The sequence below is a fragment of the Bacteroides sp. Marseille-P8574 genome (assembly GCF_902825465.1).
Taxonomy (GTDB): Bacteria; Bacteroidota; Bacteroidia; order Bacteroidales; family Bacteroidaceae; genus Bacteroides; species Bacteroides uniformis.
This window is the reverse complement of sequence record NZ_CADEBE010000001.1, coordinates 2456982-2478540: the sequence shown is the minus strand read 5'-3', so window position 1 is coordinate 2478540 and position 21559 is coordinate 2456982. Positions and strand designations below refer to the sequence as shown.

General features: G+C 47.9%; 17 protein-coding genes and 2 pseudogenes. 14 read left to right on the top strand and 5 right to left on the bottom strand.

The window, feature by feature from the left end; all coding sequences use genetic code 11:
• Positions 1 to 7: 7 nt before the first annotated feature.
• Entirely contained in the window at positions 8 to 1096 is a 1089-nt protein-coding gene (locus HUX74_RS10480; RefSeq protein ID WP_174646623.1) for a histidine kinase, read from the top strand.
• Here HUX74_RS10480 and upp read toward each other — a convergent pair.
• Complete coding sequence (upp, locus tag HUX74_RS10475; protein WP_009037624.1) at positions 1039 to 1698, bottom strand: uracil phosphoribosyltransferase; 660 nt, start codon at positions 1696 to 1698, stop codon at positions 1039 to 1041. The genes HUX74_RS10480 and upp overlap by 58 nt on opposite strands.
• A gap of 384 nt (positions 1699 to 2082) precedes the next feature.
• Between upp and pckA the strand changes: the two genes are divergently transcribed.
• Together pckA and HUX74_RS10465 are read left to right on the top strand one after the other, a co-directional pair.
• Positions 2083 to 3690 carry a phosphoenolpyruvate carboxykinase (ATP) gene (gene pckA / locus HUX74_RS10470; RefSeq protein ID WP_008662559.1) on the top strand — a complete coding sequence of 536 codons (1608 nt, stop codon included), beginning with the start codon at positions 2083 to 2085 and terminating at the stop codon, positions 3688 to 3690.
• A gap of 137 nt (positions 3691 to 3827) precedes the next feature.
• Positions 3828 to 4475 (top strand): nitroreductase, encoded by a 648-nt coding sequence (locus HUX74_RS10465; RefSeq protein ID WP_008662557.1) that lies wholly within the window; start codon positions 3828 to 3830, stop codon positions 4473 to 4475.
• Positions 4476 to 4565: 90 nt separating this feature from the next.
• Here HUX74_RS10465 and typA read toward each other — a convergent pair whose 3' ends face one another.
• Entirely contained in the window at positions 4566 to 6365 is a 1800-nt protein-coding gene (typA, locus tag HUX74_RS10460) for a translational GTPase TypA (RefSeq protein ID WP_005830735.1), read from the bottom strand.
• Positions 6366 to 6523: 158 nt separating this feature from the next.
• On the opposite strand from typA, the gene rpsO reads away from it, so the two are divergent.
• The 8 genes and pseudogenes from rpsO to HUX74_RS10420 all read left to right on the top strand — a co-directional run.
• Entirely contained in the window at positions 6524 to 6793 is a 270-nt protein-coding gene (gene rpsO, locus HUX74_RS10455; RefSeq protein ID WP_005830737.1) for a 30S ribosomal protein S15, read from the top strand.
• Between the two features lie 92 nt (positions 6794 to 6885).
• Complete coding sequence (locus HUX74_RS10450) at positions 6886 to 7779, top strand: helix-turn-helix domain-containing protein (protein ID WP_087332377.1); 894 nt, start codon at positions 6886 to 6888, stop codon at positions 7777 to 7779.
• Between the two features lie 14 nt (positions 7780 to 7793).
• The gene (locus HUX74_RS10445; RefSeq protein ID WP_117601393.1) at positions 7794 to 8282 is read left to right on the top strand and encodes a DUF4251 domain-containing protein; all 489 of its coding nucleotides are present in this window, start codon (positions 7794 to 7796) and stop codon (positions 8280 to 8282) included.
• Positions 8283 to 8336: 54 nt separating this feature from the next.
• Positions 8337 to 10748, top strand: coding sequence for an outer membrane beta-barrel family protein (locus tag HUX74_RS10440; RefSeq protein WP_254592856.1), 2412 nt, complete (start codon positions 8337 to 8339; stop codon positions 10746 to 10748).
• Between the two features lie 176 nt (positions 10749 to 10924).
• On the top strand, positions 10925 to 11500 hold the full coding sequence (locus HUX74_RS10435; protein WP_005830747.1) for a helix-turn-helix domain-containing protein: 576 nt from the start codon (positions 10925 to 10927) through the stop codon (positions 11498 to 11500).
• An 87-nt stretch (positions 11501 to 11587) separates the two neighbouring features.
• Positions 11588 to 12784 (top strand): annotated as a pseudogene (locus tag HUX74_RS10430) (AMP-binding protein); the annotation flags it as partial.
• Positions 12785 to 12871: 87 nt separating this feature from the next.
• Positions 12872 to 13933 (top strand): IS5-like element IS1169 family transposase, encoded by a 1062-nt coding sequence (locus tag HUX74_RS10425; RefSeq protein ID WP_008657074.1) that lies wholly within the window; start codon positions 12872 to 12874, stop codon positions 13931 to 13933.
• A 167-nt stretch (positions 13934 to 14100) separates the two neighbouring features.
• Positions 14101 to 14553: pseudogene (locus HUX74_RS10420) on the top strand (AMP-binding protein); the annotation flags it as partial.
• 102 nt (positions 14554 to 14655) lie between these two features.
• Here the strand turns inward: HUX74_RS10420 and HUX74_RS10415 are convergent.
• Both HUX74_RS10415 and HUX74_RS10410 read right to left on the bottom strand, forming a co-directional pair.
• Positions 14656 to 15147: an S-ribosylhomocysteine lyase gene (locus HUX74_RS10415; RefSeq protein ID WP_117964637.1), complete on the bottom strand. Its 492-nt coding sequence runs from the start codon at positions 15145 to 15147 to the stop codon at positions 14656 to 14658.
• A 24-nt stretch (positions 15148 to 15171) separates the two neighbouring features.
• Complete coding sequence (locus HUX74_RS10410; RefSeq protein WP_174646622.1) at positions 15172 to 15876, bottom strand: 5'-methylthioadenosine/adenosylhomocysteine nucleosidase; 705 nt, start codon at positions 15874 to 15876, stop codon at positions 15172 to 15174.
• 244 nt (positions 15877 to 16120) lie between these two features.
• On the opposite strand from HUX74_RS10410, the gene HUX74_RS10405 reads away from it, so the two are divergent.
• The 3 genes from HUX74_RS10405 to HUX74_RS10395 all read left to right on the top strand — a co-directional run bounded on the left by HUX74_RS10405 (position 16121) and on the right by HUX74_RS10395 (position 20893).
• Complete coding sequence (locus tag HUX74_RS10405) at positions 16121 to 18631, top strand: YfhO family protein (RefSeq protein WP_016272365.1); 2511 nt, start codon at positions 16121 to 16123, stop codon at positions 18629 to 18631.
• A 694-nt stretch (positions 18632 to 19325) separates the two neighbouring features.
• On the top strand, positions 19326 to 19658 hold the full coding sequence (gene rbfA / locus HUX74_RS10400) for a 30S ribosome-binding factor RbfA (RefSeq protein ID WP_005834378.1): 333 nt from the start codon (positions 19326 to 19328) through the stop codon (positions 19656 to 19658).
• On the top strand, positions 19658 to 20893 hold the full coding sequence (locus HUX74_RS10395) for an FtsX-like permease family protein (protein ID WP_016272364.1): 1236 nt from the start codon (positions 19658 to 19660) through the stop codon (positions 20891 to 20893). The genes rbfA and HUX74_RS10395 overlap by 1 nt, the downstream gene beginning before the upstream one ends.
• Before the next feature lie 8 nt (positions 20894 to 20901).
• On the opposite strand, the gene HUX74_RS10390 is transcribed toward HUX74_RS10395, so the two are convergent.
• Positions 20902 to 21531 carry an O-methyltransferase gene (locus tag HUX74_RS10390; protein ID WP_174646621.1) on the bottom strand — a complete coding sequence of 210 codons (630 nt, stop codon included), beginning with the start codon at positions 21529 to 21531 and terminating at the stop codon, positions 20902 to 20904.
• Between the last annotated feature and the right edge of the window lie 28 nt (positions 21532 to 21559).

Sequence of the window (21559 nt, the reverse complement as noted above, 5' to 3'; positions counted from 1 at the left end):
AAGACACATGATGAAGAAAAACAGCGAACGGAACGCAGCCATACGTTTCATGAAAAAGCTATTTATCCTTTTTATCCCTTTTATAGCCCTACTGGCAGTCTATTTCCTGGACGACCCTTTCATGGTCCTGAAGAACTATGAACGATACGACCAAACCCCGGTTGTACTAAACGAAGGGCACGTGGGGTGGCAGATGTATCTGAACAACCGGGATACTATCCCCATCGACTCCTATATCATGGGAAACTCCTGCACTATGGCTTATCAATGCCATGAATGGGAAAAATACCTCCACGGTGGAAGAGCCGTACGGTTATTCGGAAATGCCGAAAGCCTTGCCGCCGTCTGCCTAAAGCTGAAGGCACTGGACAAGGCAGGTGCAACAATCAAGAACCTGCTGCTGATTATCGACAAGGAATCATTGCACAACGACCGCTGCCTGACCGGACATTCCAACATTCTGCCGCCCGTCATATCGGGAATAAGCAACTTCAAGTTCCAGAAGGAATTCTGCCAAGCCTTCTTCTACCCGAACTTTCTCCTCCCCTATCTGGACTACAAGCTGTTCCACACCTATCGCCCTTACATGAAAGGGGTGATAAATCCCTATGGCTCCACCCGAAACCCGGTAACCAATGATGTGCTGAATCCCAGGGAGGAAATGATAAAGGAAGAGGGAGATAAGTACTGGGAAAACCGGAAAGGAGAATTCACCAAAGAGAAAATGAAGAATTATAGAGACGGGAAATACCGGGAAGCCCCCCAAGTGCTCAGGGAAAAACAAGTCAGCTTGTTGCAGGAAATAAAGTGGATTTGCCGGAAACATGATACCGATGTAAAAATCATTATCAGTCCCGACTACCTGCAAGTCAACATAAACCCTGCCGACGTAAAGACACTGAAGCGCTTCTTCGGAAAACGGAATGTATTTGATTTCACCGGTATCAACGAATACACGGAAGACATCCACAATTATTATGAACCGGGTCATTATAGGCCCGCACTTGGAAAAAGGCTGATGGAAAAGATATATGAACCTTATATCTTGTCACCGAACGCCAAATCTCCGGCATCTCCCAGCCCGGGAACGATATAGGAATGCTCGTTCATCTCCGGGTCGATTGCTGCACACCACAAGGTCACTTCATCTCCAGGGAACAGCTTTTCCAGATGCTCTACGCCCTGCTGGCTGGCTATGACACAAGCTATCTGCAACTTGGCTGGCATCCCCTTGGTAATGAAGGCCTTCCAGGCCAATTCCATACTTTCTCCCGTGGCAAGCATCGGGTCTACAATCAATAATGTCTTCTTGGACAAATCCGGAGTAGCGATGTATTCGATGTGTACATCCACCGTGCGGCATTCCTTATCCTTATAATAACGGTAAGCGGAAACAAAAGCATTCCCGGCATGGTCGAACATATTCAAAAACCCAGTATGCAAGGGCAGCCCAGCACGGAAAACAGTGGCAATCACCACCTCGTCATCGGGTGTGCTGACCGACGCCACTCCCAAGGGAGTCTGTACCTGCTTGACAGAATACGTCAGTTCCTTACTCATTTCATACGCCATTATCTCTCCAATGCGTTCAATATTACGGCGGAAACGCATACGGTCGCCCTGGACTGCTACATCACGAATTTCCGCCACGTATTGGTTCAAGACAGAATTTGTCTCGGCAAAGTTGATAACCTTCATAACTATAAATGTGCTAATGTGCAAATATGCTAATGTGCAAATGTGGTGTACGTAATGCCGCATGGCAATTAGCACATTGGCATATCAGCACATTAGCACATTAAAATCTGCTGCAAAGTAAACGAATTTCACTCAATTTGCAACATTCAGTTAGCAGATATTGTTATGGTTTTATAAAAGATTTCCTATTAGAGAAAAATTTCTCTAATAGAGCTTTTCTTTAAAAAGAAAGTATTACTTTTGTAGGCGAAAAACAAGGGACCTGCTGAAAAGCAGGAAAAAAAGAGCTTTTCTACACCCGTTTTCCCTTGTAAATCAAAGGTAAAAAGAGATTAAGGAAAGAGATTATAAACCAAATACCAACATTTTAAATCATTAAAAGAAATGGCAAATTTAGATTTAAGCAAGTACGGTATCCAAGACGTGAAGGAAATTATCCACAACCCGTCTTACGATGTACTGTTCGCAGAAGAAACCAAACCAGGTTTGGAAGGTTTTGAAAAAGGTCAGGTAACTGAACTGGGTGCTGTAAATGTAATGACAGGTATCTATACCGGTCGTTCTCCTAAAGATAAATTCTTCGTAATGAATGAAGCCAGCAAGGATTCTGTATGGTGGACTTCTGAAGAATACAAAAACGACAACAAACCTTGCTCTGAAGAAGCTTGGGCTGACTTGAAAGCTAAAGCTGTTAAGCAGCTGAGCGGCAAGCGTCTGTTTGTTGTTGATACCTTCTGTGGTGCCAACCCCGCTACTCGTATGAAAGTACGTTTCATCATGGAAGTGGCATGGCAGGCTCACTTCGTAACTAACATGTTCATCCGCCCGACTGCTGAAGAACTGGCTAACTACGGAGAACCCGATTTCGTATCATTCAACGCTTCTAAGGCAAAAGTTGACAACTACAAGGAACTGGGTCTGAACTCTGAAACAGCTACTGTATTCAACTTGAAGACCAACGAACAGGTTATCTTGAACACTTGGTACGGCGGTGAAATGAAGAAGGGTATGTTCTCTATCATGAACTACAAGAACCCGTTGCGTGGTATCGCTTCTATGCACTGCTCTGCCAACACTAACATGGAAGGTACTGACTCTGCTATCTTCTTCGGTCTGTCCGGTACTGGTAAGACTACCTTGTCAACTGACCCGAAACGTCTGTTGATCGGTGACGATGAACACGGATGGGATGACGAAGGTGTATTCAACTACGAAGGTGGTTGCTATGCTAAGGTTATCAACCTGGATAAAGAAAGCGAACCCGATATCTACGCTGCCATCAAGCGTGACGCTCTGTTGGAGAATGTTACAGTAGCTGCTGACGGTAAGATTGACTTCGCTGACAAGAGCGTAACTGAAAACACTCGTGTTTCTTATCCTATCTACCACATCAATAACATCGTTAAGCCGGTTTCCAAGGGTCCTCACGCTCACCAGGTAATTTTCTTGTCTGCCGACGCATTCGGTGTATTACCTCCGGTATCTATCCTGAACCCTGAACAAGCTCAGTACTACTTCTTGTCTGGCTTTACTGCTAAGTTGGCTGGTACAGAACGTGGCATCACTGAACCGACTCCGACATTCTCTGCTTGCTTCGGTGCTGCTTTCTTGAGCTTGCATCCTACTAAATATGCAGAAGAATTGGTTAAGAAGATGAACAAGGTTGGTGCTAAGGCATACTTGGTTAACACTGGTTGGAACGGTAGCGGCAAACGTATCTCTATCAAAGATACTCGTGGTATCATCGACGCTATCCTCGACGGTTCTATCGACAAGGCTCCGACGAAGGTTATTCCTTTCTTCGACTTCGTGGTTCCTACTGAATTGCCTAATGTAGATCCGAAGATTCTTGATCCTCGCGATACTTACGAATGCGCTTGCCAATGGGAAGAAAAAGCAAAAGACCTGGCTGGTCGCTTCATCAAGAACTTCGCTAAGTTCACTGGCAACGAAGCTGGTAAGGCTTTGGTTGCTGCTGGTCCGAAGCTCTAATCTGACAATAAAGTTAGAAACATATGGAAAAGGTATCTCCTCCGGGAGATGCCTTTTTTCTTTTTTAATATCTCTATCTCATTGATAATCCGAAAGTTTTAGTAGTTTTGCAGAAACCATTATTCAAATAAAGCAATATGAAAAGTATCAGATTGATGTTGGCAGGCGCAAGTTTGTTACTGCTCTGCAGTTGCGGTGCCCAGGTCCAGAAAGAGACCCAAGTTGCCAATGCAAATGAAAGCAAAGAGAATGCGGTGATTGAAACCATCATGTCACGCCGCAGTATCCGCCAGTACAAACCGCAAGCCGTGAATCGCGACACCATGCAGATTATCCTGGATTGTGGTATCAATGCACCCAACGGACAGAACAAGCAATCGTGGGAAGTGCGTGTAGTGGATAACCCGGATTTCATCAACGGCATCACGGAAATCTACAAGAAGGAAAATCCCAAAGCCGCCGAAGACCCGAAATTCAAGAACATGTTTCGCAACGCTTCTACAGTAGTATTTATTGCCAATGACCCGTCTTATGACCTTTCGCAGATTGACTGCGGACTGCTGGGTGAGAATATGATTCTATCAGCCTGGTCCATGGGAATCGGTTCTTGCTGCTTGGGCGGTCCCACGCGCTTCATGACCTCTACTCCGGCTGCTGCCGAATACCTGAAGAAACTGGATATTCCGGAAGGCTATCAGCTACTTTACTGTATCGCTTTCGGCTATCCGGACGAAACGCCCGCTGCCAAACCTCGTAATGCGGCAAAGGTAAAATTCATCGATTGACTTTCGTTTGAATGACGACAATAAAAAGGAGTGCCTCACCTTTCGGCGGGGCACTCCTTTCATATATAACAACTAAAACTCTTCTGTTTATCAGTTCTTGTTTGCTCGTTTACGCTCAAGCTCATCGAGGATAACCTTACGCATACGCATTGATTTAGGAGTAACTTCCACGTATTCGTCTTCCTTGATGTACTCCAGTGCCTCCTCAAGAGAGAACTGTACGGGAGGAATCAGACGTGCCTTATCATCCGAACCACTGGCACGCATATTGGTAAGCTTCTTGGACTTCGTTACATTAATCACCAAGTCGTTGTCATGGGAATGCTCGCCCACTACCTGGCCTGCATAAACCTCTTCCTGCGGGAAAATGAAGAATTTGCCGCGGTCCTGCAACTTGTCAATGGCATAGGCAAAAGCCGTACCGGACTCCATGGCAATCATAGAACCGTTGGTACGCCGTTCAATCTCACCCTTATACGGTTGATATTCCTTAAAACGGTGTGCCATGATAGCCTCGCCGGCAGAAGCGGTCAACACATTGGTACGCAGACCGATGATACCGCGCGACGGCATGTCGAACTCAAGATTTACACGTTCGCCGGCACTTTCCATCTTCACCATTTCACCTTTACGACGGGTCACCATATCAATCATCTTGCTGGCATATTCTTCGGGAACATTGATGGTAAGCTCTTCAATAGGTTCGCATTTCACGCCGTCAATCTCCTTGAAGATTACCTGCGGTTGCCCTACCTGCAACTCATACCCTTCACGACGCATGGTCTCAATCAGTACGGAAAGATGAAGCACGCCACGGCCGGAAACAATCCACTTGCCGTCTTCCTCGCTCTTGCGCACGCGAAGTGCAAGATTCTTATCCAACTCCTTCATCAAACGGTCGTGGATGTGGCGGGAAGTAACAAACTTACCTTCCTTACCGAAGAACGGAGAGTCATTAATGGTGAAGAGCATACTCATCGTAGGTTCATCAATGGCAATAGGCGGCAACGCTTCCGGATTTTCGTAATCGCAGACCGTATCTCCGATTTCGAATCCTTCGATACCTACCAACGCACAGATGTCACCGGAAGACACTTCCTGCACCTTTACACGGCCCATACCTTCGAATGTATGCAATTCCTTGATTTTTGATTTCACGATACTCCCGTCACGCTTTGCCAAAGACACATTCATGCCTTCTTTCAATATGCCACGGTGTACGCGGCCCACAGCAATACGCCCGGTATACGAAGAATAATCCAGCGAAGTAACCAGCATTTGCGGTGTACCCTCCAACTGTTCGGGGGCAGGAATATTCTCCAAGATACAGTCCAGAAGCGGATAAATGTTATCAGTCGGCTGCTGCCAGTCGGTACTCATCCAATTATTCTTGGCAGAACCGTAGATAACGGGGAAATCCAGCTGGTCCTCGGTTGCATTCAGGCTGAACATCAAGTCGAACACCATCTCGTACACTTCTTCGGGACGGCAATTTGGCTTATCCACCTTATTCACAACAACGATAGGTTTCAGACCAATCTGCAGAGCTTTCTGCAATACAAACCGTGTCTGCGGCATAGGACCTTCGAAAGCATCCACAAGCAGAATGCATCCATCCGCCATATTCAATACACGTTCCACTTCACCTCCGAAGTCACTGTGTCCCGGAGTATCAATAATGTTAATCTTGGTGTCTTTGTAGTTGATAGAAACGTTCTTTGAGAGAATCGTTATACCTCGTTCACGCTCCAGGTCATTGTTATCCAACATTAATTCACCTGTGCTCTGGTTGCTGCGGAAAAGGTTTCCGGCCAAAAGCATCTTGTCAACGAGCGTCGTTTTCCCATGGTCCACATGGGCAATAATTGCAATGTTTCTAATCTTTTGCATATAATACCTATTATTTTCAGGCGACAAAGTTAGTGATTTTGGATTAGATATGCAGTATAGATATGATTTTTTTGCTGAATATCATTGTGATATAAAAGTTTATCCCTATCTTTGCAGCCCCGAAAGGGAATATTTATAATAACTTTTAATTAAACATTATGTATTTAGACGCTGCTAAAAAGCAAGAAATCTTCGGCAAATACGGAAAGTCTAACACTGATACTGGCTCAGCTGAGGCTCAGATAGCTTTGTTTTCCTACCGTATTGCTCGTCTGACTGAGCACCTTAAGCTCAACAGAAAGGATTATAGTACAGAAAGAGCTTTGACTATGTTGGTAGGTAAACGCCGTGCGTTGCTGACTTATCTGAAGGACCGCGACATCACCAGATATCGTGCTATCGTCAAAGAACTCGGCTTGCGTAAGTAATCTACTTGCGGCAAAACCATCAAAAAAGGAAGTTTTCCAAAAGGAAACTTCCTTTTTTGTTTATAATCCGATTTATACCTAATTTTGTATCCATGAAAAGAAAAGTATCAGCAGCAAATCTTTCGATAGCAATCACTTTTCTATTGATACTGCTATCATTCGGCTTCGGTTATCGCAGCTATTCACAGGCAGAACAACGTGTGGTCTCTGACCTGAACCAGGCACTGCAACGCACAGTATTGCAGAACAAGGGATTATGGTTGAATGCGGACACCATCCAAACCTATGCCAAGTTGCAAGAAGTGATGGGTACTCCCGTTTCCGTAAGCGGTTCCCACAGAGCCTTTACCGAAGCATTGTCCGTCACCGGATTGAAAGATGTCTCCACACTTTCGCTGCATATACTGAAAAAGAATGCTCCCGCCACCGTATTCAATGAAATTCCTGCCGGATGTCTTGCCAGCGACACATTAGTATGGCTCTCCACCACAGCCGATGCATCTGGACTGACGCTTTCTTTCCGAGGATATGCCCGCTGCTCAGCTGCCATGCTGTTCAGTTTATCCAAGCAGACAATTCCGGCAACATTGCTATTGGCCGCCCTCCTCTGGGGAGGATTCACCTTTTTCTATTTCCGTCGGCGCACAAGGACTGATGCTGATACTTGTAACGGGCAACAGCAGGAAAACACCATCACTTTCGGCAACCTTTCGCTTTCCCTCCAGGAAGCCTGCTTCTATAATGAGCGGCAAGAGAAACTGAAGCTCACACCCATGCAATATACACTGATGGAGATGTTCTATCTTTCTTCCTCACACCTACTTTTCAAGTCTGACATCTGCCAATCGCTATGGCCGGGAAAAGACAATGCAGACGAAACGCTTTACACATTGATACGGCGTCTGAAGCCCATTGTCGAGGACAACAGCAACCTCAGAATAACAACAGACCGTGGCCGCGCCTACGGACTGGAAATAAGAACCTAAACATTATAAGAATCATGAAGACTAACAGACTTATTCTATTAGGGCTAATCTGCCTAACTGCCGCAATGCCGGCAACTGCTCAAAGCCGAAGCGAAAAGAAAACACGTATCGAACGTATAGTAAAGGAGGCCATAGCTGCCAGACAATACAAAATCAACGTAGACCGGATGCAACCGATGAGAGGCAGCAGCCGTAGCCTGACCACCAACTATACATTGGAAGTCAGAAATGACTCTGTCTTTTCCTATCTACCTTACTTTGGAGTGGCCTATAACGCTCCCTATGGAGGAGGCAAAAGTCTAAACTTCAACGCCCCCATCACCGGATACACAACCAAGCCTCTCAAAAAAGGCAAAACCCAAATAGACTTCAAGACTCGCAGTGAAGACGACAATTATGAATACAGCCTCACCGTCTTTCCCGACGGTTCTACCAGTATCCATATACAGTCCATGAACAAGCAGTCCATCTCATTTACCGGAGATATGGATACAGAAAAATAGCCATTCCCCGCCCAGAAGAGTAAGAAAAGGCATTGTCAGTCTATTGTCAGGCAAATGTCAGACAACTATCCGCTTTTTGTTTCTTCCATCCCGGCAGAAAGCGGATACCTTCGTGTCCCGAAATCAAACAACAACCGGAACATGAAACAGATAATATGTATTCTTGCCCTGCTCCTAATGAGCGTCACGACAACAAAAGCACAAACTAGCCCGACAACCCCCTCCATCCGAGGTAAAATTCTCACAGAGGAAAAGCAACCGATAGAGTTTGCTAACATCGCCCTCCTTTCCGAAGATTCCACCTTCATACAAGGAACGTGTAGCCGAAGCGACGGTAGTTTTGAACTTCTCCCTCCCGCTCCCGGAAACTATCTACTACAAGTTTCTTCCATCGGTTACAAAGCCCTTTGCCAGCCTTGCCCCACCGGGAGTACCCACAACTGGATATTGCAAACCGATGCCGTGCTACTTGCGGAAACCGTCATCACCGCCGCCCGCCCCGTTTTCCGACTAAAGGGCGGAAAGTTGGAGACAAGCGTACGGCAAACCCTGCTCGCATCCTTGAATGATGCCAACGACGTATTGAAACATATCCCCGGACTGCGCTCCTCTGATGAGGGGTATACCGTTTTTGGCAAAGGGACACCGGTCATCTATATAGATAACCGCCTTCTGCAAGACAACTCCGAGCTGCAACGCCTCTCTGCCGCCGATATTGAAAAAGTGGAGCTCATCACCAACCCGGGTGCAGAGTACGATGCTACCGTTAAAGCCGTTGTACGCATACGCACCGTACGTAACAAAAGAGACAGTTTTGGCGGTAATTTCCGTGCAGGAATCACCCAACGGAGACGCAGCAGCCATTACGGACAAGTCAATCTGAATTATCAGAAGAAAGGACTGTCCCTGCTGGGCATGCTGTACACCAATTATGAAAACAGAAAACGCCACCAGGAGGTTCGCTACCAGATACCGTCCGAAATACAATGGGATGTAAATAACCGGGTTCACTTATATAATAAGGGACTACTTGCCGGAGGAAAAGCAAGCGCCAGTTACGACTTCACCCTCCAACACAGCCTCGGTGCCTCCTATGAGTTTCATCGTACCCCCGATTATCACAGCAGTGACCATTCGGCATATACCGTCCGGGCAAATGAAGAATTGGCCGATCACACCATACATTCCTCCCAAAACTTGCAGCAAACCAACCGGCACCAGCTGAATGCCTACTATCAGGGCAGCATAAAGCAACTCCACATAAACTTCAACACCGACCTGGTATACGGAAAAAGTTATAATCACCAGGAGGCTCAAGAAGAAAGCCAGACCGAAGGCAATCGCGACATCAGCTCTTTCAACCACGCCGACAACCGCCTTTATGCCGCCAAGTTGATTCTGACCCATCCCCTTTGGAAAGGTGAACTGAAGACCGGTGCCGATTACACCTTCATCCGGCGAAATGACAAATTCCTGAACCGGCAGCACATACTTCCCGATACAGACAGTCGAATCGACGAAAGCAAGTCCGCCGTCTTTGCCGAATACTCACTGACATTAGGAAAAATCAGCCTTCTTGCAGGACTGCGCTTCGAGCATGCCGTCTCCGACTATTGGGAGCAGGAAAAGTACGTGTCCGGTCAAAGTCGTACTTACAATGACTGGTGCCCCAACCTATCGGTAGACTTTCCTCTCGGCAAAGCCCAAGCCAATCTCAGCTATACAGCCAAAAGCAACCGCCCCAGCTTCTTCCAGCTACGTAGCACACTGAGTTATAACAACCGTTTCATCTACGAAGGCGGAAACCCACTGCTCACCCCCGAAACCAACCACGACCTGCAGTTCACGGCCCTTTACAAGTGGGTACAATTCGGACTTAACTACCAATACCGCCGCAATGCCATTGCCTTCATGACCAAAGAATACGAGGACAATCCGGATGTTGTCATCTTCACTACCGGAAATTTCAAACGGATGCAGTATCTCACCGCCTCTGCCCATCTGTCACCCACCGTCGGCATCTGGAAACCGGAGCTCGGCATCTACTTCGCCCAACCGTTCTTCAAAGTCACCAATCAAGGCAGTAGCAAGAATATGAACCGCGGCAGCATTTACCTCTTTCTGCAAAACAGTCTCCAGCTTCCGGACGAGTGGATTCTCTCCCTTGATGCCGACTACCAGAGCGAAGGCAACTTCGGCGCCATGCTGCAACGTTCCTATTGGGGCATAAACGCCGGCATCCGCAAAACATTCTTCAACAAAAGGCTGACGCTCGGACTGCAAGCCAATGACCTGTGGAATTCCCGGTATGGCTCCTTCATGCTGTTCGGTCCCCGGCTGACCTATACGAAAAAGGCAAACCCGGACTCGCGCAGCTTCTCCCTGAACCTAAGCTATCGTTTCAATGCAGCAGGCAAAGCGTACAAAGGAAAGCACGTATCGGAACAAGACTTGAAGCGGCTATAAACAGAACTTTGGGGAAGAAAGAGAAACAGAACAGAAGAATATTATACAAATAAGCCGACCACCGGAGATATTTCAGCAATATTTTCCCTCAGAATGTTGCATCAAGTAAAAGTTTCTCTTATTTTTGCGGTTTAACAGCTATAAATTATAACCTTTAGACAGAAAATACTATCATTATGGATACCAGCAAAATCGTAGGAGAAAAAATAAAATCACTCCGTGAAAGCCAATCCATCAGTATGGAAGAACTGGCACAGCGTTCGGGACTTGCTATCGAACAGATTGAACGTATAGAAAACAACATCGACCTCCCGTCACTGGCTCCCCTCATCAAGATAGCTCGTGTGCTGGGTGTACGTTTGGGAACTTTTCTTGACGACCAGGATGAGAACGGTCCCGTGGTCTGCCGTAAGGACGAGTCGCAGAACAGTATCAGTTTCTCCAACAATGCCATCCACAGCCGCAAGCATATGGAGTATCATTCACTCTCCAAATCCAAAGCCGACCGCCATATGGAGCCGTTTATCATTGATGTGGCCGCTACGGACGACAGTGACTTTGTACTCTCCTCACACGAAGGCGAAGAATTCATCATGGTGATGGAAGGGACCATGGAAATCAGTTACGGCAAAAATACCTACCTGCTCGAAGAAGGTGACAGCATCTATTACGATTCCATCGTTCCGCACCACGTACACGCCTATGAAGGGCAGGCAGCCAAGATACTTGCAGTAGTTTATACACCAATTTAAATTAATGGAAAATTAAAAGGTGAAAATGGAAAATGATAAATACTTTCTATTTTCACCTTTCAACTTTCCACTTTCAACTTCCACATCATGTTATACGAACGTACCCTCGGCCAATGGTTGGAACATTGGGCCGAAACAACACCAGACAAAGAATATATCGTTTACTCTGACCGCAACCTGCGCTTCACCTGGAGCCAGTTCAACCGCCGGGTGGACGACATGGCCAAAGGACTTATCGCCATCGGCGTGGAACGGGGAACACACGTAGGTATCTGGGCAGCCAATGTACCCGACTGGCTGACTCTATTATACGCTTGCGCCAAGATAGGTGCCGTCTACGTAACGGTAAACACCAACTACAAACAGTCCGAGCTGGAATATCTCTGCCAGAACTCCGACATGCATACCCTCTGCATCGTCAATGGCGAAAAGGACAGTGACTTTGTGCAAATGACCTATACCATGCTTCCGGAACTGAAGACTTGCCAACGCGGACACTTGAAAAGCGAACGTTTCCCTTATATGAAAAACGTCATCTACGTGGGGCAGGAGAAGCACCGGGGCATGTACAACACGGCCGAAATACTTCTCTTGGGCAACAATATAGAAGACAGCCGCCTGAATGAGCTCAAAAGTCAGGTCACTTGCCACGATGTAGTGAACATGCAATACACCTCAGGCACTACGGGATTCCCGAAAGGCGTCATGCTTACCCACTACAACATTGCCAACAACGGTTTCCTTACCGGTGAGCACATGAAGTTTACCGCCGACGACAAGCTCTGCGTCTGCGTACCATTGTTCCACTGCTTTGGCGTGGTACTTGCCACCATGAACTGCCTGACACACGGCTGTACGGAAGTAATGGTGGAACGCTTCAACCCGTTGGTAGTGCTCGCCTCCATCCACAAGGAGCGCTGCACGGCACTTTACGGTGTACCCACCATGTTCATTGCCGAACTGAACCATCCGATGTTCGACATGTTCGATATGTCCAGCCTACGTACGGGTATCATGGCAGGTTCCCTCTGCCCGGTAGAGCTGATGAAGCAGGTGGAAGAGAAAATGTACATGAAAGTGACCAGCGTTTACGGGCTGACCGAAGCTGCTCCCGGAATGACCGCCACCCGGATAGACGACCCGTTCGATGTACGTTGCAATACCGTAGGACACGACTTTGAACATACGGAAGTAAAGGTTATCGACCCCGAAACCGGAGAAGAGTGTCCCGTAGGCGTACAAGGCGAAATGTGCAACCGCGGATACAACACCATGAAGGGTTACTAGAGGAGTTCTATAAATTAAAATATTGTAGTACAGTTGTTTATATGGTTCCAAGAGCGTAAATTTGCAGAAAATAAGAATTTTATAATGAACAAGTTATCCCGATACCGTAAGCTTCGTTATAATCAACTATTTGAGTCAGAGAATCGTGAATTGCGTTTGAATGAAATGGGCAATCCTCTTGAAGTGTTGTCTCAGTATGTTGATTTTGAGATCTTTCGTCCTACTCTTGAATCAGCCCTTTTTACCGGAGAGCGCAAAAGTAATGCCGGTCGTCCGCCGATAGACTGTGTGCTGATGTTCAAGGTCTTGTTTCTTCAGCGTTATTATGGTTTGAGTGACCATCAGATAGAGTATCAGATAGTTGACCGTACGAGTTTCCGCAAGTTTCTTGGTATTGAATGTGTTGACGATGTTCCTGACGAGAAGACGGTGTGGAAGTATCGCGAACTCCTGACAAATACAGGCGTTTATGACAAGCTTTTTTCGGAATTTCATAGTTTCATGGAAAGTAAGGGTCTGCAATTCAATGAGGGTCGCATCATTGATGCCAGTTTTGTTATTGCCCCTCGCCAACGTAACACCCGTGATGAAAATGAGCAGATAAAACAGGGAGCGGGTAATAAGTTGTGGAATGACAATCCCCACAAGAAGTGCCACAAGGATGTAGATGCCCGCTGGACAAAGAAGCGTGATGAGACTTTTTACGGCTACAAGCAGCATACTAAAGTTGAGAAACGCAATAAGATCATACTTTCTTATGATACCACGTCGGCAGAAGTGCATGATTCCAAAGGCTTTGAAGGACTGCTGGATGAAAAAGACGAAGGCAAGGACTTGTATTTGGACGCCGGTTATGTCGGACAAGAGGAGATTGTAAAACAGCATAAGATGAATCCGATAATTTGCGAAAAGGGCTACCGTAACCGTCCGCTTACCAAGGAGCAGAAATCAGACAATAGGAAAAAATCCAAGACACGTTGCCTTGTCGAGCATGTATTCGGGTTTGAGGAACAAACCATGCGTGGACTTGTGGTGCGTACAGTAGGGCTTATTCGTGCTAAAGCCAATGTAGCACTCACCAGTCTTGTGTATAACATCAGTCGTTACACGCAAATAATCAGGCTGAAACCTGAGTTGTTGGGGTGAATTATGCCTGCACATCCAATTTTTACAACAAACACAAGTTAATTATTGTAAAAATTGGGGGGGGTAGAAAATATTCGCTAAATTTGAAAGACTAAAGCTCACAAATTGGGCAGTTAAAGAGTTCTGCTGTCTGATACAAGAGGATAAATTGAATTGATAGAACTCACCACTACAAAAACCCGGAAGCCACAGCCGAAGTCATTGATGAGAACGGCTTTCTGCACTCGGGAGACCTTGGAATAAAGGACGAAGACGGCAATTACCGCATCACAGGACGCATCAAGGACATGATTATCCGCGGTGGTGAAAATATCTATCCCCGCGAGATAGAAGAGTTCCTCTATCAACTGGAAGGCGTAAAAGACGTGCAGGTAGCCGGCATTCCCTCTAAAAAGTACGGTGAAGCCGTAGGCGCTTTCATCATCCTGCACGAAGGAGTGGATATGCACGAATCGGATGTACGAGACTTCTGCATCGGCAAAATATCACGCTACAAGATACCCAAGTATATCTTCTTCATCAAGGAATTCCCCATGACAGGAAGCGGCAAGATACAGAAATTCAAGCTGAAAGACTTGGGATTGCAACTTTGCAAGGAGCAAGGGATTGAGATTGTGTAATAATAAAGGATAAGGATCAAGGATGGGGTTATGCCTATATTAAAGTCTATGCGACCCCAATAATCCCTTATCCCTAATCCTTTATCCTTAATCCCTAACCCCTTATTTTTCTTCTTTTTCCGGATATTTCATATTCTCCTCTTTCATCTGTTCCAATACCTCATGCAGGTATTTGGCAGACTCCCATTTAGCCATCGGAAGGTCGTGGAGCAGGTAGTTGCCGCAATCTTGCGGAGCGGCACCGGGGACTTCACCTTCATATTCGGCAACAAAGCGGAAGGTGTCCTGCATCAGTGTCAGTATGTCCTGCGGCTTCAAGTCACCTTTCATCAGCAGATAATTACCGGTGAGGCAGCCCATGGGGCCCCAATAGATAATCTTGTCCTGCCACTGCGGGTCATTACGCAGGTAGGTGGCGGCAAGGTGTTCGATGGTGTGCAGAGCACCTTGTCCCAAGGCAGGCTCACGGTTGGGCTCTTTCATACGGATGTCGAAAGTAGTGACTGTTTCTCCGTTCACTTCATCCTGGCGGGATACGTAAATACCGCGCAACAAGCGGATGTGGTCAATTGTAAAACTGGGAATCTTCTTCATGAGTTATGAGTTATAAGTTATGAGTTATAAATTGCTGGGAAGGGTGGAGAGGAAGGTCCATATCGTGAGGAACGAACGCTCTGCCATGGTTCCCCAGAAATCGGCATACTGCGAAGCATGGTCCTCTACTCCGGGTGTGTCGCTGATAATGCGGAAGCTGAGAAAAGGAACATTGTACAGATAGCAAGTCTGCGCAATGGCGGCAGACTCCATATCAACGGCAAGACCGTCGGGGAAACGTTGCTTGATGGTATCCAGCTCCGTACGGTTGGTGATGAACTGGTCGCCGGTACAGACAAGTCCGCTGTGGATGCGGCTTTCCATTCCGGCTTCGTTCAGCGACAAGGCATGTCTCAACAGAGAGGGACAGCCCTCGTAAGAGGCGGGGAAACCTTGTACCTGTCCGTACTCGTTACCGTCGCCGCACCAGACGTCGTGATACACCAGACGTTGGCTTGCCACTACATCCGTCACCTTCAGGCAAGCATCAATACCACCCGCCACACCGGTGCTGACGATGCAGTCCGGAGAAAAGCGCCGTATCAGTTCCGAAGCTCCTACCGCTGCACTCACCTTACCGATGCCACATTGCGTCAAGATTACATGGTTACCGCCCAATGTACCTTCCACATAGCGGAAACTACCATCGCCCGACGTATTCTTATCCTGCAAGCGCTCCACCAACCGGCGGTGTTCGCTGTCCATTGCACTGATTATCCCTATTGTCATATCTATAATAATTTAAGCTTGCATATTACCATTAAAGCACTTTAATCTTTTTTTGGAAAGGCAAAGGTACAACATTCTGCCGATAACGTGACAATAACAATCTGCATTTATGTATCTTTGCCACAAAAGCGAAGATAGGCTGCACCTCAACAAAACTTTTTCATGCAAGCATGAAAGTTCTGTATTCGGTTTGCACTATCTTTGCCCCACAATTGATTAATTGATAACTCATAACTTATAACTCATGAAGAAGCTTCTTCCCGACCTTATTGCCATCTTGGCATTCGTCCTCCTTTCCTTCGCCTACTTCTTCCCGGCGGATATAGAAAACCGTATTCTCTTTCAGCACGACACGGCTGCAGGAGCAGGGGCAGGACAAGAAGTCAAGGAGTATTACGAACAGACGGGCGAACGCAGCCGTTGGACAAACTCGCTGTTCGGCGGTATGCCCATGTATCAGATAGCCCCTTCGTATGACTCCACCAAGTCACTGCAGTGGGTACAGAAAGCCTACCAACTCTTCCTGCCCGACTATGTGTGCCTCACATTCATGCTGATGCTCGGCTTCTACATCCTGCTGCGCGTCTTCGGCATACCGGTCTGGCTGGCCGGACTGGGCGGTATCATGTGGGCATTCTCGTCCTATTTCTTCATCCTGATATCTGCCGGACACATCTGGAAGTTCATCACCCTTGCCTACGTGCCGCCCACCATAGCAGGCATTGTGCTCGCCTATCGTGGGAAACTGCTGTGGGGAGGCATCCTCACCGCCTTGTTCGTGGCCCTGCAAATCACCTCGAACCACGTGCAGATGTCCTATTACTTCTTCTTCGTCATCCTTTTCTTTGTGGGAGCCTACTTCGAGAAAGCATGGCGTACCAAGACATTGCCCCAGTTCTTCAAGGCAAGTGCCGTACTGATTGTGGCAGCCCTCGTCGGCATAGCCGCCAACGTATCCAACCTCTATCACACCTATGCCTACAGCAAAGAAACCATGCGCGGCAAAAGCGAACTGGTGCAGACCGGCGACGCTGCCAAGCAGACCAGTAGCGGGCTGGACCGCGACTACATCACCCAGTGGAGCTACGGCATCGACGAAACACTGACTCTGCTGGTGCCCAACTTCAAAGGCGGAGCATCTGCCGCCCTCAGCCAGAGTGAAACCGCCATGAGCAAGGCAAACCCGATGTACAGCAGTCTGTACGGCTCACTGACACAATATTTCGGTACCCAGCCCATGACGTCGGGTCCCGTCTACGTCGGAGCATTCGTCTTGTTTCTGTTCGTACTGGGATGCTTCATCGTGAAAGGACCGTTGAAGTGGGCATTGATAGGAGCCACCTTCTTCTCCATCGTCTTGTCCTGGGGCAAGAACTTCATGCCGCTGACGGATTTCTTCATCGATTACGTCCCGTTGTACAACAAGTTCCGCGCCGTGTCCTCCATCCTTGTCATAGCAGAGTTCACGATACCTTTGCTAGCTATCTTTGCCCTGAAACGCCTGCTCGAAGAGCCGGAAATCTTAAAACAGGAAAAGAAGCCCCTCGGCATCAGCCTGCTGCTCACTGCAGGCATCGCCCTGCTGCTTGCCGTTGCCCCGGGCAGCATCGGCTCCGGCTACGTGCCCGCCCAAGAGGCACAGATGCTGCAGAATGCCGTCAACCAGCAGATGATACCCGCCAACGAGCTCTCCGGCATCCTTGCCAACTTGGGAGAGATGCGTGCCGAACTCGTCAGCAGCGACGCCCTGCGTAGCTTCATCATCATAGGCATCGGCTGCAGCCTGCTCTGGCTCTATGCAAGCGGCAAGCTGCGCAGCTCGCTGACCATTGCAGGTATCACCATACTCTGCCTGGCAGATATGTGGGGGGTCAACAAGCGCTATCTGAATGATGCCCAGTTCGTGCCCCACTCCATCCGTACGGAAACCTTCACCAAGACAAATACAGACGAGCTGATACTACAAGATACCAGCTTGGACTATCGTGTATTGAACTTTGCCACCAGCACCTTCGATGACAACAACACCTCCTACTGGCACAAAAGCGTCGGCGGTTATCACCCGGCCAAGCTGCGCCGCTACCAGGAAATGATAGAGCATCACATCTCTCCCGAAATGCAGGCGGCCTACAAGGCCATTGCCACCGCCGGAGGTGAGATGGACAGCGTGGATGCCAATAAGTTCCGCGTACTGAACATGCTAAACACCAAATACTTCATCTTCCCTGCAGGGCAGCAAAGACAAACCGTTCCCATCCTCAACCCGCACGCCTACGGCAATGCATGGTTTGTAAACAAGGTGCAGTATGTGAACAACGCCAACGAAGAGATTGACGCCCTGGACAGCATCATACCCACAGAGACAGCCGTAGTGGATGCCCGCTTCAAGGATGTACTGAAAGGTACCACGGAAAGTTATAAAGATAGCCTCTCCAGCATCCGCCTGACAAGTTACGCACCTAACCGCCTGACGTACGAAACGAACAATGCCCAAGACGGTATTGCCGTATTCTCCGAAATCTATTATCCGGACGGCTGGCACGTAACCATCGACGGACAGCCTGTCGAACTGGCACGCGCCGACTATATCCTGCGCACAATGTATGTTCCTGCCGGACAGCACACCATCGAAATGCGCTTTGACCCCACCAGCCTGCACGTGACGGAAGGCATCGCCTACGGAGCACTGGCACTGCTGGTGATAGGTATCATCGTGGCAGTGCTGATAGCTAAAAGGAAGTATGTAAAGGCATAAAAAAAATATCATATCATTCCCCCACAAGGACTCGACGCATTCCGCTATTCATACCCTGATACGGAATGCGTCGAGTGCTTATGTCCGTTCCGTTATCCCCTCATGTTTGTTCTGTCATTCCCTTATGTCTGTTCTGTCAACCCCTATATATTGATGAAAAACCACAGCTGTGAAGCATATTCTTCACAGCTGTGGCACGTCTTCTTCACCGCTGTGGAAAAGGCGTATCACAGCCGTGCGCACATGATAAACCCAAAGGCTTCTCAAGACAAACCACCGTGCAAAACACAACAGAAGCCTATGTAACACACAACGGAAGCCTATGCAAGAGACAAGAAAGCCCGGTCAGATGCGCAAAAAAACCGTTTCTACCCTCCCGGGTAAAAACGGTTCAAGTCAATAATACATGAAAAAACGCTATTTAGAGAGAGTCTCTTCTATAACGGAATGGTTCTCTTCCTTCTTCACTCATCATCAGCAGTTCTCCGAACTGACATCAAAGTTAGGGAAGCATAACAAGAACAACAAATAGAATCTACGAAAAGGCATATCTCATCGACAGAACGGAAAAGAATGAACCCTACAATAGGGAAAAGAATGAAAAAAAAGCTATAAACAGTCGGCAGAACGATATATTTCAGTAACTTTGCTAACGTGAAAACAGGCTGCACCCCAGCATAAAAAAATGAACAGTATGGAAACTACCAGACAAAATAAAATAGCCCGTCTCCTGCAGAAGGAACTGAGTGATATCTTCTTGTTGCAAACCAAGTCCATGCCCGGCATACTGATTTCCGTCAGTGCCGTACGCATCAGCCCCGACATGAGCGTGGCACGCGCTTATCTCAGTATATTCCCCTCGGAGAAAAGCGAAGAAATAGTCAAGAACATCAACGGAAACATGAAATCCATACGCTTTGAACTGGGTACCCGCGTACGCCACCAACTACGCATTATCCCCGAACTGAAGTTCTTCGTAGACGACTCACTGGACTATCTGGAACGAATTGATGAACTGCTGAAATAATGTCCCTTCCCTTCTTTATAGCCCGCCGCTACCTCTTCTCCAAGAAGAAACACAATGCCATTAATATCATCTCCGGTATTTCGGTGTGTGGAGTGGCATTGGCTACGTTGGCGTTGGTATGCACCTTGTCCGTGTTCAACGGTTTTCAGGACATGGTGGCAGGCTTTTTCACAGCCTTCGACCCGGAACTGAAAATCACCGTCCGCGAAGGTAAGGTTTTCGACCCGCACGAAGCGTGCATCCGGCAAGTACACGCCCTGTCCGAGATTGACGTGTGGACGGAAACACTGGAAGAGAATGCCATGGTGCAGTACAAGGACCGCCAGGCAATGGCCGTCATCAAGGGAGTGGAGGACAATTTCGAACAGCTTACATCCATCGACAGCTTGCTCTATGGGACGGGAAAGTTCCTACTGAGCGACTCGGTGGTGGACTATGGTTTTCTGGGTGTGGAACTTATATCCGAGTTGGGCACCGGCATTCAGTTCGTGGACCCGTTGCAGGTCTATGCCCCCAAACGGAACGTACGGGTAAACATAGCCAACCCCACTGCGGCTTTCAACCGGGAGTATCTCTTCTCGCCCGGCGCCATCTTTGCCGTCAACCAGCAAAAATACGATTCACGCTACATACTGACGTCACTCGACTTTGCCCGCCGTCTGTTCAATTATGACACGGAAGTTTCTGCCATCGAGATGAAACTGAAACCCGGTTCCAACATCGGCTCCGTACAAAAGAAAATAGCAGGCATTCTCGGCGACCGGTTCATTGTACAGAACCGCTACGAGCAGCAGGCCGATGTTTTCCGCATCATGGAAATAGAGAAACTCATCTCTTATCTCTTCCTCACCTTCATTCTGGGTATCGCATGCTTCAATGTCATCGGTTCGCTGTCCATGCTGATACTGGACAAACGGGAGGACGTGGAGACACTGCGCAACCTGGGTGCCGATGACCGGCTCATAGCGCGCATCTTCTTGTTCGAAGGCAGGATGATTTCTGTATTCGGCGCCCTCTCCGGCATCGTTTTAGGATTGTTGCTGTGCTTTCTGCAGCAACGTTTCGGGTTGATTTCATTGGGGGGAGGCAATGGAAGTTTTGTAGTGGACGCTTATCCGGTAAGTGTACATGCCACGGATATCATGCTGGTATTCGTAACGGTCATCACCGTAGGCTTCTTGTCCGTATGGTATCCGGTGAGATACCTTAGCAAGCGGCTGCTGAGAAAAAGATAGAAAAACAGTTACTTCTTACGGATAATCGTCAATCCGTCACGCAGGGGAAGAATGACTTTCTCCACGCGCGCATCCCGCGCCACCAAATCATTGAAGGCTTTGATACTGATTGTCTGCAAGTCTGTGCGATGGGGTTGTTCTTCCAGCACATGGCCATCCCACAAGGTATTGTCGGCAATGATATATCCACCGCCGGAAAGGCGGGCGAGCACCATTTCATAATACTCTATGTATTTACGCTTATCTCCGTCAATAAAGGCAAGGTCGAAAGTGAGGTCCAGTTGCGGTACCAGCTCCAAGGCATCGCCAATGTAGAACCTGATTTTATCCGCGTAATCGGAATTCTCCAGCCACGGACGGGTGAAGTCCTCCTGCTCGTCGTTGATTTCAAACGTATGCAGCATCCCGCCCTCCGGCAGTCCTTCTGCTATGCAAAGTGCGGAATACCCGCTATAAGTCCCTATCTCCAGCACCTGCCAGGGACGAATCATCCGGACAAACATCTTGAGCATACGCCCCTGCAAATGTCCGGAAGCCATGCGGGGATATAGCAACTTGACATGCGTGTCGCGATAGAGCGCTTTCAGATAATCGCCCTCATCATCAATGTGCTGCAAAATGTATTCGTCAATCGTCACTTTGTTAATGGATTATAGGTTAGGGATA

What these genes read in the sequence shown, in the direction of transcription:
- HUX74_RS10480 (WP_174646623.1), top strand. Translation starts at nt 8, where the DNA reads ATGATGAAGAAAAACAGCGAACGGAACGCAGCCATACGTTTCATGAAA.
- upp (WP_009037624.1), bottom strand. Translation starts at nt 1,698, where the DNA reads ATGAAGGTTATCAACTTTGCCGAGACAAATTCTGTCTTGAACCAATAC.
- pckA (WP_008662559.1), top strand. Translation starts at nt 2,083, where the DNA reads ATGGCAAATTTAGATTTAAGCAAGTACGGTATCCAAGACGTGAAGGAA.
- HUX74_RS10465 (WP_008662557.1), top strand. Translation starts at nt 3,828, where the DNA reads ATGAAAAGTATCAGATTGATGTTGGCAGGCGCAAGTTTGTTACTGCTC.
- typA (WP_005830735.1), bottom strand. Translation starts at nt 6,365, where the DNA reads ATGCAAAAGATTAGAAACATTGCAATTATTGCCCATGTGGACCATGGG.
- rpsO (WP_005830737.1), top strand. Translation starts at nt 6,524, where the DNA reads ATGTATTTAGACGCTGCTAAAAAGCAAGAAATCTTCGGCAAATACGGA.
- HUX74_RS10450 (WP_087332377.1), top strand. Translation starts at nt 6,886, where the DNA reads ATGAAAAGAAAAGTATCAGCAGCAAATCTTTCGATAGCAATCACTTTT.
- HUX74_RS10445 (WP_117601393.1), top strand. Translation starts at nt 7,794, where the DNA reads ATGAAGACTAACAGACTTATTCTATTAGGGCTAATCTGCCTAACTGCC.
- HUX74_RS10440 (WP_254592856.1), top strand. Translation starts at nt 8,337, where the DNA reads ATGTCAGACAACTATCCGCTTTTTGTTTCTTCCATCCCGGCAGAAAGC.
- HUX74_RS10435 (WP_005830747.1), top strand. Translation starts at nt 10,925, where the DNA reads ATGGATACCAGCAAAATCGTAGGAGAAAAAATAAAATCACTCCGTGAA.
- HUX74_RS10425 (WP_008657074.1), top strand. Translation starts at nt 12,872, where the DNA reads ATGAACAAGTTATCCCGATACCGTAAGCTTCGTTATAATCAACTATTT.
- HUX74_RS10415 (WP_117964637.1), bottom strand. Translation starts at nt 15,147, where the DNA reads ATGAAGAAGATTCCCAGTTTTACAATTGACCACATCCGCTTGTTGCGC.
- HUX74_RS10410 (WP_174646622.1), bottom strand. Translation starts at nt 15,876, where the DNA reads ATGACAATAGGGATAATCAGTGCAATGGACAGCGAACACCGCCGGTTG.
- HUX74_RS10405 (WP_016272365.1), top strand. Translation starts at nt 16,121, where the DNA reads ATGAAGAAGCTTCTTCCCGACCTTATTGCCATCTTGGCATTCGTCCTC.
- rbfA (WP_005834378.1), top strand. Translation starts at nt 19,326, where the DNA reads ATGGAAACTACCAGACAAAATAAAATAGCCCGTCTCCTGCAGAAGGAA.
- HUX74_RS10395 (WP_016272364.1), top strand. Translation starts at nt 19,658, where the DNA reads ATGTCCCTTCCCTTCTTTATAGCCCGCCGCTACCTCTTCTCCAAGAAG.